Below are 13375 nucleotides of genomic sequence, written 5' to 3'. Positions count from 1 at the left end.
ACCGTCCGCGACGCTGGGATTTTTCGTCTATCCGGGCGTCACGAGCCTGCGCTAGTCTGACCGAACATTGCTGTCTGCCGAGCTTTCCATGCCTGACCTGCTTGACCGCTACCCGCTGACGGCGGGCACCTATCACGAACTGCTCGACGACAGTGGCGCCGTGCGCCCGCACTGGCGCCGGCTGTTCGAGCAGTTGCAACGCAGCACGCCGGCGCAATTGGTGCAGCGTCAGGCCCTGCTGACCCGGCAAATCCAGGAAAACGGCGTTACCTATAACGTCTATGCCGACCCCAAGGGCGCTGACCGGCCGTGGGAGCTGGACCTGCTGCCCCACGTCATCGCTGCCGATGAGTGGCAACAGTTGTCGGCCGGCATCGCGCAGCGGGCGCGTTTGCTCAATGCCGTACTGGCTGACCTCTACGGTCCGCAACGGCTGATTGCAGAAGGTCTGCTGCCCGCCGAGCTGGTGTTCGGTCACAACAATTTCCTTTGGCCCTGTCAGGGCATCAGCCCCCCTGACGGAGCCTTTCTGCACCTGTATGCCGTGGACCTGGCGCGTACACCCGATGGCCGCTGGTGGGTCACGGCGGACCGTACCCAGGCGCCTTCGGGTGCCGGGTATGCGCTGGAAAACCGCACGATCGTGTCCCGGGCTTTCCCCGAGTTGTACCGTGATTTGAAGGTGCAGCACCTGGCCGGATTCTTCCGCACCTTGCAGGAAACGTTGGCGCGTCAGGCCCCGAGTGACGAGGACGCACCCTTGGTGGTGGTGCTGACACCAGGGCGTTTCAACGAAAGCTATTTCGAACATCTGTACCTGGCGCGTCAGCTGGGTTATCCGCTGGTGGAGGGCGGCGACCTGACGGTGCGCGATGCCACGGTCTACCTGAAGACCCTGAGTGGACTGCGCCGGGTGCACGCGATCATGCGTCGGCTCGACGATGACTTCTGCGACCCCCTGGAACTGCGCACCGATTCGGCCCTCGGAGTCCCGGGCCTGCTGGAAGCGGTGCGGCAGGGGCGGGTGCTGGTGGCCAACGCCCTCGGCAGTGGAGTGCTGGAATCGCCGGGCTTGTTGGGTTTCCTGCCGAAGATCAATCAGTTCCTGTTCGGCGAAGAGCTGATCCTGCCGTCCATCGCCACCTGGTGGTGCGGTGAAGCGCCGGTATTGGCCCAGGCCCTGGAAAAACTACCGGAGCTGCTGATCAAACCGGCGTTTCCGTCCCAGAGCTTTGCACCGGTATTCGGCCGCGACTTGAGTGAAAAACAGCGCCAGGAGCTCGCCCAGCGCATGCAGGCACGGCCATACGCTTATGTGGCGCAAGAACTTGCGCAATTGTCCCAGGCGCCGATCTGGCAAGCCGAAGACGGTCAACTGCAACCCCGGGCCATCGGCATGCGCGTGTATGCGGTGGCCAGCCGCGAGGGATATCGGGTGTTGCCCGGTGGCTTGACCCGGGTCGCCGCACAAGCCGATGCCGAAGTGGTGTCGATGCAGCGCGGCGGCGCCAGCAAGGACACCTGGGTGTTGGGTGATCGAGCGCCCAGCGGCGAACAATGGAAGGCCCAACGCAACATCGGCGTGCATGACCTGGTGCGGCGCGATCCGTATCTGCCATCGCGGGTGGTGGAAAACCTGTTCTGGTTTGGTCGTTACTGCGAACGTTGCGACGACAGTGCCCGTTTGCTGCGCATCATGCTCGCGCGCTATGTCGACGGCGATGACCCGCAAGCCTTGCAGGCCGCAGTCGATCTCGGCGAACGGTTGATGCTGCTGCCCGAAGAGGGCGAATTACCCGAACGCCTGTTGGCGGCATTGCTCGGTGACGACTGGCCGTTCAGCCTGCGCTCCAATCTACAACGCTTGCAGTGGGCCGCTTCGCAGGTGCGCGGCAAGCTCTCGCGGGAAAACTGGCAGGCGCTTGTGGAGTTGCAGCGCGAAGCCATGGAGCTGAAAACCGAAGAACCGGATTTCGGCGAGTTGCTGGATTTCCTCAACCGTCTGGTGATGTCCCTGGCGGCGCTGTCCGGCTTTGCCCTGGACGACATGACCCGGGACGAAGGCTGGCGTTTCCTGATGATTGGCCGGCGGATAGAGCGCCTGCAATTTCTCAGCGGCAGCCTCGCGGCGTTCCTGCGTGGCGCCGGGGCCTTCGATCAGGCCGGGCTGGAGTGGTTGCTGGAACTGGGCAACAGCAGCATCACCTACCGGTCGCGCTATCTGGCCGTCGCGCAGCTGATTCCGGTGCTCGACCTGCTGTTGCTCGACGAGCAGAACCCTCACGCCGTGTTGTTCCAGCTGAAACTGGTGACGCGCACCCTCAAGCGTCTCAATGACGACTTTGGCGTACCGCGTGAAACAGTACTGCCGCAATTGGTCGAGCGTCTGGCGCGATTCGATCTTGGCTGCCTGGAAAACCCGCTGTTCGGCGACGCCAGTGTTCGCGCCGCCATCGAAGGGTTGGCCGCATTGTTGCAGGAGATCGCCGACGCCAGCGGGCAAGTTTCCGATCGCCTGGCGCTGCGGCATTTCGCCCATGTCGACGATGTCAGCCAGCGCACGGTGTCCGTGTGATGAGCGCCCGCTACCAGATTTTCCACGACACCCATTATCACTACGACAGCCCGGTGTCCCTGGCCCAGCAACTGGCGCATTTGTGGCCACGGCCTTGTGCCTGGCAGCGCTGCACCGACCGGCAATTGCAGATCAGTCCGCAGCCGACCTCGCGTCGCGATGAGCTGGATGTATTCGGCAATCCGCTGACCCGGCTGGCGTTCGAGCGTCCCCACGATGAGTTGCTGGTCAATGCCAGTCTCACGATCGAAGTGTTGCCCCGACCTGTGCTGGACTTCAGTAAGTCTCCGGCGTGGGAACACACACGAAGCGCACTGACCTACAGCAGCCAACCGTTGTCGCCAGAATTGCTCGAAGCCTGTCGATACCGGTTCGAATCGCCGTATGTGCATTTGAAGAAAAACTTCGTCGAGTTCTCGCAAAGCTGTTTTCCACCCGGTCGACCGTTGTTGCTCGGCGTGCAGGCGCTGATGGAGAAAATCTTCAGCGAATTCACTTTCGATGCTGAAGCTACCCAGGTGGCGACGCCGCTGGTGGAAGTGCTGGAGCGCCGACGCGGGGTCTGTCAGGACTTTGCTCACCTGATGCTCGCTTGCGTGCGTTCCCGTGGATTGGCCGCGCGTTATATCAGCGGCTACCTGCTGACCCAGCCACCACCGGGCCAGCCACGGTTGATCGGTGCCGATGCGTCCCACGCCTGGGTATCGGTGTTTTGCCCGGTGTCGGGGTGGGTGGATTTCGATCCGACCAACAATGTGCAGCCGGCGCTGGAGCACATCACCCTGGCCTGGGGCCGGGATTTTTCCGATGTGTCGCCGTTGCGGGGGGTGATTCTCGGAGGAGGGAACCACGATCCCGAAGTTCGGGTAACCGTGATGCCACTGGAATAGCCCCCCCCGATCCTTGTAGGAGCTGCCGCAGGCTGCGATCTTTTGATCTTGTTTTTTTAAAAATCAAAGTCAAAAGATCGCAGCCTGCGGCAGCTCCTACAAGGGGGGAATGTATAGCGAGTCGGGAGGGGGATTTCAGATCGGCCTGTGAGGATCGGCAGCCAAGCTGCCAATCCATTACACAGATCCGTTGGGCCAGATCAGATCAACCGGCCCGGAGGTTCTCAGGCGTCGGGCGCCGAGTCTTTCGGTGCATCAACATCGTCTTCTGCCGCCACTTCACCCTCAGGGTTCAGTGCCGCTTCTTCAGCTGTAGCTTTCTTGCGCTGAAGCTTTTCCTCTTTCTTCTGCTCCTTGGCCAAGTCTCTCTGACGTTTGGCGAAGGAATAATTAGGTTTAGCCATGGGCGATCCTCTGGGGTCGAAGGTGAGGTTGAGCGGCGCATATTCTGCCCTGTATCGGTACCGAGCCGTTAGCTGGGTTTTTGCTCGGCCCACTTTGGCGCTACGGACGGTTGCCAGGCATCCAGCGCATCGAGCAGGTTTTGCGGCGATTCGCTCACCTGCAGCATGTCACGGTGCTGCCCGCGAACGAAGCCTTCGCCGACGATGTGATCAAGAAAAGACGTCAATTTGCTGTAGAAACCGTTCACTTCCAGCAATCCCAGCGGTTTTCCGTGGTAGCCGAGTTGGCCCCAGGTCCAGACTTCGAACAGTTCTTCGAGGGTGCCAAGGCCACCGGGCAGCGCGATAAAGGCATCGCTGAGTTCGGCCATCCGGGCCTTGCGCGCGTGCATGCCATCGACAACTTCCAGGCGGGTCAGACCGCTGTGGCCGATTTCCTTGTCCTTGAGGCTTTGCGGGATGATGCCGATCACTTCACCGCCGGCCGCCAGGGCCGCATCAGCGACGATGCCCATCAGCCCCACGGCGCCACCGCCATACACCAGGGTCAGCTTGCGTTCGGCCAGGGCCTGGCCAAGGGCCACGGCGGCCTCGCGGTAAGCCGGGTGGGTGCCGGTGCTGGCGCCACAAAATACACAAACGGATGTTAAAGACATGCCTTGCTCCATGGTCGATCAGGGCCACAGAGTAAAGGCAGGCGCGCGTCACTCCAAGGGCTAGACTTGGTGTTTTGGCGTTTCGTACGTACCGCTGGCGCCGCAGGCGTAGGCGGCCAGCAAACTGCACAACAGGCTGTTGATCGACATGACAGGCATTCCATTTGAAGGGGGACGGCCTGATGATAGGCCCGGGCCAGACACTTGGCCGGTAGATATTTCGTATCGGTGCCATAGCGCGAAAGTTGTATACAATTTTTGATTCAAGTCATATGAACTTGCGAAGTTTTCAGGCAGTCTTCTGTTTATTCGCGATTTCGTTAACCCTGCCTTGGAGATTCACCATGTTTGCCAAACTTGTTGCGGTATCCCTGTTGACACTGGCCAGCAGCCAATTGATGGCTGCCGAGTGCAAAGTCACTGTCGACTCCACCGACCAGATGTCTTTCGACACGAAGGCCATTGAAATCGACAAGAGCTGCAAGACGTTTACCGTGGAACTCAAGCACTCCGGCAGCTTGCCGAAGAACGTCATGGGCCATAACTGGGTGCTGAGTAAAGAAGCCGACATGCAGCCGATCGCCACCGATGGCCTGAGCGCCGGCATCGACAAGAACTACCTGAAAGAAGGCGACGCCCGTGTGATCGCCCACACCAAGATCATCGGCGCCAAGGAAACCGATTCGGTGACCTTCGACGTGTCCAAGCTCGCGGCCGGTGAAAAGTACGGGTTCTTCTGCTCGTTCCCGGGCCACATCTCGATGATGAAAGGCACCGTGACCCTGAAGTAATCAGGTAAACCGCGTCATCGTTCTTCGCGAGCAGGCTCGCTCCCACATTTAGACCGCGATCAAATGTGGGAGCGAGCCTGCTCGCGAAGGGGCCAGAAGCATCGACGCATGCTTTGGCCCAAGAAAAAGCCCGCTGAAGCTCAACACTTCAGCGGGCTTTTTCATTCACTCACGCTTCAAGGCGCAAACGGCATCACACGCTTGTGATGGGTCTTGTTGTAGGTGTCGCAAATGATCTTGAACGCTTCCTCACGCACTGGATGGCCGTGCAGGAACGCGTCGATCTCGGCATAGGTCACGCCGTGGGAGGCTTCGTCCGGTTTGCCGGGCGACAGGTCTTCAAGGTCCGCCGTCGGGACTTTTTCCACCAGCGATTCCGGCGCGCCGAAGCTGCGGGCGATGGCGCGGACCTGGTTTTTCACCAGACCGCTCAGTGGCGCCAGGTCGCAGGCGCCGTCACCGAACTTGGTGAAGAACCCCATCACCGCTTCCGCCGCGTGATCGGTGCCGATCACCAGGCCATGGGCCGCGCCGGCAATGGTGTACTGGGCGACCATGCGCATGCGCGCCTTGGTGTTGCCGAGCACGAAGTCCACCGACACCGCATGTTTGCCTTCGAAGGCCGCCACTTCATTGGCCAGGGCCTTGACCGCCGGGCCGATGTTCACGGTGTGACGCTCGTCCGGCTTGATGAAATCCACCGAAGCCTGGGCGTCGTGTTCATCGAACTGGGTTTCGTAGGGCAGGCGCACGGCAATGAATTTGTACGCGGCATCACCGCTGCGCTGGCGCAGTTCACGCACGGCTCGCTGGGCCAGCAGGCCGGCGGTCAGGGAGTCGACACCGCCACTGATGCCCAGGACTAGGGTCTTGAGCCCGGAGTTGACCAGGCAGTCCTGAATGAAGGTCACCCGCCGGGCGACTTCGGCCTCAAGGGCGGCTTCGTCGGCGAATGGCGGCTGGACCTTGAGCTGTTCAGCAATCTCACGCTGTACGGCTTGCATGAATTCACTCCTTGCTTGATGTACTTGAAAGGGCGGCAGGTACTTGGAAAACGTGTCGCAAGTACGCGACGAAATTCGGGTCTTTGCAGTGCGTCTTGCCGGGCTCGTCCGAGATCTTCGCCACCGGCTGGCCGTTGCAGGCGGCCATTTTAAGCACGATGCTCATCGGTTCGACACCCGGAATGTCACAGGTCAGGTTGGTGCCGATGCCGAAGCTGACATTGATCCGACCGCGCAACGCCCGGAATATCTCCAGGGCCCTGGGCAGGGTCAGGCTGTCGGAGAAGGTCAGGGTCTTGCTCATCGGGTCGATGCCGAGCTTGTGATAGTGGGCGATGGCCTTTTCCGCCCAGACCACCGGATCGCCCGAGTCGTGGCGCAAACCGTCGAAAAGCTTGGCGAAAAACAGATCGAAATCGCCGAGGAAGGCATCCATGGTGATGCAGTCGGTCAGGGCAATCCCCAGCAGGCCACGGTATTCGCGGACCCAGCAATCGAGTGCGGCGATCTGGCTGTCGATCAGCCGCGGGCCGAGCTGCTGGTGGGCCATGATCCATTCATGGGCCATGGTGCCCAGGGGTTTCATGTCCAACTCCCGGGACAGGTGCACGTTGCTGGTGCCGACAAAGCGTCCGGGGAAGTCGTGCTTGAGCACATTCACCACTTCTTCCTGTACGCGATACGAGAAGCGGCGGCGCGTGCCGAAATCGGCCACCTGCAACTCGGACAATTCATCACTGCTGGCGTTGGCACTCAGCCAGTCGAACTTGCGGTAGAGCTGCTCGCGGGCCTGCTCCAGTACGACTTCGCGGTAGCGATAACGATTGCGTACCTCGCTGACCAGCGCCAGCAGCGGCACTTCGAACAGGATCACATGCAGCCAGGGGCCGCGCAGGCGGATGACCAGCTCGCCGTTTTCGATACCGGTGTGGAGGTAGCGCAGGTTGAAGCGAAACAAACCGAGAAAGCGCAGGAAATCCGGCTTCAGGAAGCTGATGCGTTCCAGAAAGCTCAATTGATCGGCGCTCAGGCTCAGTTCGGCCAGGCGCTCGATCTGGAAACGGATCTCCGCCAGGTACGGGCGCAAATCCTCGCCGTTACGGCAACGAAACTCCCATTCGACTTCGACGTTGGGGTAGTTGTGCAGCACCGCCTGCATCATCGTCAGTTTGTAGAAGTCGGTGTCGAGCAGGTTCTGCACGATGCGATCGGCAAACACACTCTCGCTCATAACGGGGGTTCTCCACATTGAATAGAGCTAGTGGCGCACAACGGTGGTGGGGATTGCCAGCAATTTTTCAGACTGCACCAGATCCTTGTGGGAGCGAGCTTGCTCGCGATAGCGGACTGACAGGCAATTCAAGTATTGAATGTAATGACGCCATCGCGAGCAAGCTCGCTCCCACAGGGATTGTGAAAAGGTTCAATGTTGTGGAGCCTCCGGGCTATCGATCTGCTCCAGCATCCACTTCACAAAGTCCCGCACCTTGGGCACTTCCGCCGAGTGCTCCGGGTACGCAAGGTAATAGGCATCGCTGCTGGGCATTGCATGCTGCCAGGGAATGACCAGCTTGCCGTCCGCCAGTTCCTCTTCCACCAGAAAACGCGGTAGCAGCGCCACGCCGCAGCCAACCTGGGCGGCGCGGATGCACATGTAAAAGGTTTCGAAACGCGGGCCGTGGTAGCTGTGCTCGGTGTGGTAGCCCTGGTGGTCGAACCAGTCATGCCAGGCCTGGGGGCGGGAGGCGTTTTGCAGCAGGACCAGGTCGGTCAGTTGCGTCGGGTCGGTGAACGGCGTGTCCGGCAGGCTACCCGGGGCACACACTGGCACCAGCTCTTCGCCGAACAGCTTCAGGCATTCGGTGCCGGGCCGCGAGCCCTGGCCGAAGTAGAACGCCAGGTCGCTGCGACCTTGCAGCAGGTCGTCGGCTTCCTGCTCGCTGCACAGGTCCAGATGGATCGACGGGTGCCGCAGACGCCAGCCTTTCAGGCGCGGTACCAGCCAGCGCGCGCCGAAAGTGGGCGGCGTCGAAACCCGCAGGACTTCGGTTTCGCCACCGTAGGAACGCAGGTAATGGGTCGACATCTCGACCTGAGTGAGGATTTTTCGCACTTCAACCAGGTACAGATCGCCGGCCGGCGTCATCTGCAGGCGGCGGCGCACCCGGCGGAACAGCAGGTGCTGCAACAGCTCCTCGAGTTGCGCGACCTGTTTGCTCACGGCGCTCTGGGTCAGGTTCAGCTCTTCGGCAGCCCGGGTGAAGCTCAAGTGCCGGGTGACGGCTTCGAAGCACTGCAGCGCAGCGATCGATGGCAGGTAGCGTTTATTCAGCATGGGCGGTCCTTGGTTCTTGTTTCTTATTGCCAGCAATGCACAGCATGAATAAACGGAATGATATCTCTCTTAAAGGTCGTTTGTTGAGTAACCTCCGGGCAGCTAAAACTACAGGTCTGATCAGCCGTGAATTTCCGGCTGCACGTGTTCTGTCTTTTGCTTGAGGAGTGACCCATGGTTGCCGCATTGCTTGATCGTCTAGGTGTGAACCCGGCCCTGTACCAGAACGGCAAAGTGCCGGTGCATTCGCCGGTCGATGGCAGCAGGATCGCCGCCGTGAACTGGGAAGGCGCCGCTGAAGTCGAGCAGCACATCAGTCGCGCAGATCATGCGTTCGAACTGTGGCGCAAGGTTCCGGCACCGCGCCGTGGTGAGTTGGTGCGTCAATTCGGTGAAGTGCTGCGCGAATACAAGGCCGACCTCGGCGAGCTGGTGTCCTGGGAAGCCGGCAAGATCACTCAGGAAGGCCTGGGTGAAGTTCAGGAAATGATCGACATCTGCGACTTCGCCGTCGGCCTGTCCCGTCAACTGTACGGTTTGACCATCGCTTCCGAGCGCCCAGGCCACCACATGCGTGAAACCTGGCACCCGCTGGGCGTTGTCGGGGTGATTAGTGCCTTCAACTTCCCGGTTGCGGTCTGGGCCTGGAACACCACGCTGGCGCTGGTGTGCGGTAACCCGGTGGTGTGGAAACCGTCGGAAAAGACCCCGCTCACCGCGCTGGCCTGCCAGGCGCTGTTCGACCGCGTCGTGAAGAACTTCAGCGATGCGCCTGCGAATTTGTGCCAGGTAGTGATCGGCGGTCGCGATGCCGGCGAAGCCTTGGTGGACGACCCGCGCGTAGCCCTGATCAGCGCCACCGGCAGCACCCGCATGGGCCGCGAAGTGGCACCGAAAGTGGCCGCGCGCTTTGCCCGCAGCATTCTCGAACTGGGCGGTAACAACGCCATGATCCTCGGCCCGAGCGCTGACCTGGACATGGCCGTTCGCGCGATCCTGTTCAGCGCCGTCGGCACCGCCGGTCAGCGCTGCACCACCCTGCGTCGACTGATCGCTCATGAATCGGTGAAAGAAGAAATCGTCACCCGCCTGAAAGCCGCTTACTCGAAAGTGCGTATCGGCCATCCGCTGGAAGGCAACCTGGTCGGCCCGCTGATCGACAAGCAAAGCTTCGACAACATGCAGGATTCGCTGGAGCAGGCCTTGAGCGAAGGCGGCAAAGTCTTCGGCGGCAAGCGTCAGCTGGAAGATCAGTTCCCGAACGCTTACTACGTGTCGCCGGCCATCGTCGAAATGCCGGAGCAGAGCGATGTGGTCTGCCACGAAACCTTCGCCCCGATCCTGTACGTGGTCGGCTACACCGACTTCCAGGAAGCGCTGCGCCTGAACAACGCCGTGCCACAAGGCCTGTCCTCCTGCATCTTCACCACCGATGTGCGTGAAGCCGAGCAGTTCATGTCGGCGGTGGGCAGCGACTGCGGCATCGCCAACGTCAACATCGGCCCGAGCGGTGCGGAAATCGGTGGCGCGTTTGGCGGCGAGAAAGAAACTGGCGGCGGTCGTGAATCCGGCTCTGACGCATGGCGCGGCTACATGCGCCGCCAGACCAACACCGTGAACTATTCGCTGGAGTTGCCGTTGGCTCAAGGGATCACCTTCGACTGAGTCGGTAGATGATCCCCTGTAGGAGCTGCCGAAGGCTGCGATCTTTTTGAAACAAAATCAAAAGATCGCAGCCTTCGGCAGCTCCTACAGGGGAATGATGTGTTTGTTAGGTTTCTGTTGGAGTCTGGCAATGCCGTTACGCGAAGAGTGTCTGTGGGAAAAACTGACGCCGCAGAGGCCGGACAATTCGGCCCTCAAGGGTGAGGTCACGGTGGATGTCTGCGTCATCGGCGCCGGGTTTACCGGTTTGTCGGCGGCGGTGCATCTGCTGGAGCAAGGCAAGACCGTTTGTGTGCTGGAGGCCCATCGTGCCGGCCATGGTGGTTCGGGGCGCAACGTCGGGCTGGTCAATGCCGGGATGTGGATTCCCCCGGACGAGATCGAAGCCGGGTTCGGCACTGAGGTCGGCAGCCAGCTCAACCGCATGCTGGGGGCGGCGCCATCCCTGGTGTTCAGCCTTGTGGACAAATACAACATCGATTGCCAGTTGCGCCGCGAAGGCACGCTGCACATGGCGCACAACGCCCGTGGCGAAGCCGACTTGCGCAGTCGTGAAGAACAATGGAAACGTCGCGGTGCGCCGGTTGAGCTGCTCACTGGTCAGGCCTGCGAGCAAGCCACCGGCACGAAAAAGATCGCCGCGGCATTGCTCGATCGCCGCGCCGGCACGCTCAACCCGATGGCCTACACCACCGGGCTGGCCAAGGCGGCTATCGGCCTGGGTGGTCAATTGTTCGATCATTCCCCGGTCACCCGCCTCGAACGCCAGGGCCAGCGCTGGTCGGTGCAAACCGCCCAGGGTTCGGTGATGGCCGAGAAAGTGGTGATTGCCTCCAATGCCTACACCGAAGGCGACTGGACGGAGCTGCGGCGCAATTTCTTCCCCGGTTATTACTATCAGGTGGCCTCGGTGCCGCTGACCGAAGAAGCCGCCCGGCAAATTCTGCCCGGTGGCCAGGGTTCCTGGGACACCCGACAGGTGCTCAGCAGTATCCGTCGGGATAAAGACGGTCGCCTGTTGCTTGGCAGCCTGGGTAATGGCAATCAGAAGCCGACCTGGTTCCTCAAGGCCTGGGCCGACCGGGTGCAGCAGCACTATTTCCCGTACCTCAAGCCGGTGGAATGGGAGTGCACCTGGACCGGTCGCATCGCCTTCACCCCCGATCATTTGATGCGCCTGTTCGAACCGGCGCCCGGTTTAGTGGCCGTCACCGGTTACAACGGGCGAGGCGTGACCACGGGAACGGTGGTCGGCAAGGCCTTTGCCGATTACCTGTGTAACGGAAATCCTCAAGCGCTGCCGATTCCTTTCGCGCCCATGCAGCCATTGGCCGGGGTGGGGTTGCGCAGCTGTCTGTACGAGGCGGGATTCTCGCTGTATCACGCAGGCCAGTGCCTGCGGATCGTGATCTGAATGTTGATTTTTGCAGTGGGGAAGCGGCGCTTTTTCGATCTGCAGCTAGCCTGTAGTGGTGCGGGTTGTAGCAGTCTCGCACCAGCAGTGTGCACTTCGGTGACGCACGTTGTTACAGGCTGGTTGCACGTCGTTTAAAGCCGCGGTTGCAATGATGGCGCAGGCGGGTTGCGCCTCAAAAAAATTATGGTTTTACCTTCCGCGGTTTAGACGGTTGCACGCCCAATGAAAATGGGATCGAAACAGTCGAAATAACAAGAAAGCAGCGACTTTTTTCAGAATAAAAAACCGATGGCACGGCCCTTGCTCTGAGCATTCATTGAAGTCGCAGTGCCAATTAAAAAAACCATGGAGCACCACCTCATGTCCCAGACGTTTTACAAGAAAGGCTTTCTGGCCCTCGCAGTGGCAACTGCGCTGGGTGTTTCTGCGTTTGCTCAGGCTGACATCAAGATCGGCGTAGCGGGACCAATGACAGGCGCCAACGCGGCATTTGGCGAACAGTACATGAAGGGTGCACAAGCGGCGGCCGATGCGGTCAACGCGTCGGGCGGGGTCAACGGGGAAAAAATCGTACTGGTCAAGGGCGATGACGCCTGCGAACCGAAACAGGCCGTGACGGTCGCCAAGGACCTGACCAACCAGAAAGTCGCCGGCGTGGTCGGTCACTTCTGCTCCTCGTCGACCATCCCGGCTTCCGAGATCTACGACGAAGCAGGCATCATCGCCATCACTCCAGGCTCCACCAACCCGGCTGTGACCGAGCGCGGCCTGAGCGCCATGTTCCGTATGTGCGGGCGTGACGACCAGCAAGGCATCGTGGCCGGCGACTACATCGTCGACGTGCTCAAGGGCAAGAAAGTGGTCGTGCTGCACGACAAGGACACCTACGGTCAGGGCCTGGCGGATGCCACCAAGGCTCAGCTTGAGAAGCGTGGCGTGAAGCCTGTGCTGTATGAAGGCCTGACCCGTGGCGAGAAAGACTTCAGCACCATCGTGACCAAGATCCGCGGCGCTGGCGCTGACGTCGTCTACTTCGGTGGCCTGCACCCGGAAGCCGGTCCTCTGGTGCGTCAACTGCGTGAACAGGGCCTGAAAGACGTCAAGTTCATGTCCGACGACGGCATCGTGACCGACGAACTGGTGACCACCGCTGGCGGTCCGCAATTCGTTGACGGCGTGCTGATGACCTTCGGCGCCGACCCACGCCTGCTGCCAGACAGCAAGACCGTGGTAGATGCCTTCCGCAAGGCCGGTACCGAGCCTGAAGGCTACACCCTGTACGCCTACGCTTCGGTCCAGGCCCTGGCGGCAGCCTTCAACGGCGCCAAGTCCAACAAGGGCGAAGAAGCGGCCGCATGGCTGAAGAAGAACCCGGTCAAGACCGTCATGGGCGAGAAGACCTGGGACAGCAAGGGCGACCTGAAAATCTCCGACTACGTGGTTTACCAGTGGGACAAGGACGGCAAATACCACCAGCTGGAAAAACAGAAGTAAGGGCTGACTCGATCACCTGAACCCCACTGATCCCTTGTGGGAGCGGGCTTGCTCGCGAAAAACGTCAACGATGACGCGTGTTTGCTGGTTAAACGCGTTGTCCTCAGGTTCTTCGCGAGCAGGCTCGCTCCTACAGGGGGCGGT

Annotated in this window: 11 protein-coding genes; 6 read left to right on the top strand and 5 right to left on the bottom strand. The window is 60.7% G+C overall.

The window, feature by feature from the left end:
• The first annotated feature begins 88 nt into the window (after positions 1 to 88).
• Both KW838_RS12945 and KW838_RS12940 read left to right on the top strand, forming a co-directional pair.
• Positions 89 to 2575 (top strand): circularly permuted type 2 ATP-grasp protein, encoded by a 2487-nt coding sequence (locus tag KW838_RS12945; RefSeq protein ID WP_218501267.1) that lies wholly within the window; start codon positions 89 to 91, stop codon positions 2573 to 2575.
• Positions 2575 to 3465, top strand: coding sequence for a transglutaminase family protein (locus tag KW838_RS12940; RefSeq protein ID WP_015093238.1), 891 nt, complete (start codon positions 2575 to 2577; stop codon positions 3463 to 3465). Before KW838_RS12945 ends, KW838_RS12940 begins: the two co-directional genes overlap by 1 nt.
• 224 nt (positions 3466 to 3689) lie before the next feature.
• Here the strand turns inward: KW838_RS12940 and KW838_RS12935 are convergent, their stop codons facing one another.
• Positions 3690 to 3869, bottom strand: coding sequence for a hypothetical protein (locus KW838_RS12935; RefSeq protein ID WP_007973286.1), 180 nt, complete (start codon positions 3867 to 3869; stop codon positions 3690 to 3692).
• Between the two features lie 68 nt (positions 3870 to 3937).
• Positions 3938 to 4525 (bottom strand): TIGR00730 family Rossman fold protein, encoded by a 588-nt coding sequence (locus KW838_RS12930; protein ID WP_102698669.1) that lies wholly within the window; start codon positions 4523 to 4525, stop codon positions 3938 to 3940.
• Positions 4526 to 4869: 344 nt separating this feature from the next.
• On the opposite strand from KW838_RS12930, the gene azu reads away from it, so the two are divergent.
• Positions 4870 to 5316 (top strand): azurin, encoded by a 447-nt coding sequence (gene azu, locus KW838_RS12925; protein ID WP_015093240.1) that lies wholly within the window; start codon positions 4870 to 4872, stop codon positions 5314 to 5316.
• 176 nt (positions 5317 to 5492) lie between these two features.
• Here azu and nadE read toward each other — a convergent pair whose 3' ends face one another.
• The 3 genes from nadE to KW838_RS12910 form a co-directional block, all read right to left on the bottom strand.
• On the bottom strand, positions 5493 to 6320 hold the full coding sequence (gene nadE, locus KW838_RS12920; RefSeq protein ID WP_126048935.1) for an ammonia-dependent NAD(+) synthetase: 828 nt from the start codon (positions 6318 to 6320) through the stop codon (positions 5493 to 5495).
• Positions 6321 to 6324: 4 nt separating this feature from the next.
• Positions 6325 to 7551, bottom strand: coding sequence for a nicotinate phosphoribosyltransferase (gene pncB, locus KW838_RS12915; RefSeq protein WP_126048937.1), 1227 nt, complete (start codon positions 7549 to 7551; stop codon positions 6325 to 6327).
• A 192-nt stretch (positions 7552 to 7743) separates the two neighbouring features.
• Entirely contained in the window at positions 7744 to 8655 is a 912-nt protein-coding gene (locus KW838_RS12910) for a LysR family transcriptional regulator (protein ID WP_102698671.1), read from the bottom strand.
• Positions 8656 to 8829: 174 nt separating this feature from the next.
• Here KW838_RS12910 and KW838_RS12905 point away from each other — a divergent pair, with 174 nt between their 5' ends.
• From KW838_RS12905 to KW838_RS12895, 3 genes are all read left to right on the top strand, one after another.
• Positions 8830 to 10320, top strand: coding sequence for an aldehyde dehydrogenase family protein (locus KW838_RS12905; RefSeq protein ID WP_102698672.1), 1491 nt, complete (start codon positions 8830 to 8832; stop codon positions 10318 to 10320).
• A gap of 130 nt (positions 10321 to 10450) precedes the next feature.
• The gene (locus tag KW838_RS12900; RefSeq protein ID WP_015093244.1) at positions 10451 to 11734 is read left to right on the top strand and encodes an FAD-binding oxidoreductase; all 1284 of its coding nucleotides are present in this window, start codon (positions 10451 to 10453) and stop codon (positions 11732 to 11734) included.
• A 363-nt stretch (positions 11735 to 12097) separates the two neighbouring features.
• Entirely contained in the window at positions 12098 to 13231 is a 1134-nt protein-coding gene (locus KW838_RS12895; RefSeq protein WP_102698673.1) for an ABC transporter substrate-binding protein, read from the top strand.
• The last annotated feature ends 144 nt before the right edge of the window (positions 13232 to 13375 follow it).

This window comes from Pseudomonas sp. PDM27 (assembly GCF_019219205.1).
GTDB classification, from domain to species: domain Bacteria; phylum Pseudomonadota; class Gammaproteobacteria; order Pseudomonadales; family Pseudomonadaceae; genus Aquipseudomonas; species Aquipseudomonas laurylsulfatiphila.
Note: the sequence above shows the minus strand (reverse complement) of the source record. Positions and strands in the feature narration are given on the sequence as shown.

What these genes read in the sequence shown, in the direction of transcription:
- KW838_RS12945 (WP_218501267.1), top strand. Translation starts at nt 89, where the DNA reads ATGCCTGACCTGCTTGACCGCTACCCGCTGACGGCGGGCACCTATCAC.
- KW838_RS12930 (WP_102698669.1), bottom strand. Translation starts at nt 4,525, where the DNA reads ATGTCTTTAACATCCGTTTGTGTATTTTGTGGCGCCAGCACCGGCACC.
- KW838_RS12935 (WP_007973286.1), bottom strand. Translation starts at nt 3,869, where the DNA reads ATGGCTAAACCTAATTATTCCTTCGCCAAACGTCAGAGAGACTTGGCC.
- KW838_RS12895 (WP_102698673.1), top strand. Translation starts at nt 12,098, where the DNA reads ATGTCCCAGACGTTTTACAAGAAAGGCTTTCTGGCCCTCGCAGTGGCA.
- KW838_RS12910 (WP_102698671.1), bottom strand. Translation starts at nt 8,655, where the DNA reads ATGCTGAATAAACGCTACCTGCCATCGATCGCTGCGCTGCAGTGCTTC.
- KW838_RS12940 (WP_015093238.1), top strand. Translation starts at nt 2,575, where the DNA reads ATGAGCGCCCGCTACCAGATTTTCCACGACACCCATTATCACTACGAC.
- KW838_RS12900 (WP_015093244.1), top strand. Translation starts at nt 10,451, where the DNA reads ATGCCGTTACGCGAAGAGTGTCTGTGGGAAAAACTGACGCCGCAGAGG.
- azu (WP_015093240.1), top strand. Translation starts at nt 4,870, where the DNA reads ATGTTTGCCAAACTTGTTGCGGTATCCCTGTTGACACTGGCCAGCAGC.
- nadE (WP_126048935.1), bottom strand. Translation starts at nt 6,320, where the DNA reads ATGCAAGCCGTACAGCGTGAGATTGCTGAACAGCTCAAGGTCCAGCCG.
- KW838_RS12905 (WP_102698672.1), top strand. Translation starts at nt 8,830, where the DNA reads ATGGTTGCCGCATTGCTTGATCGTCTAGGTGTGAACCCGGCCCTGTAC.
- pncB (WP_126048937.1), bottom strand. Translation starts at nt 7,551, where the DNA reads ATGAGCGAGAGTGTGTTTGCCGATCGCATCGTGCAGAACCTGCTCGAC.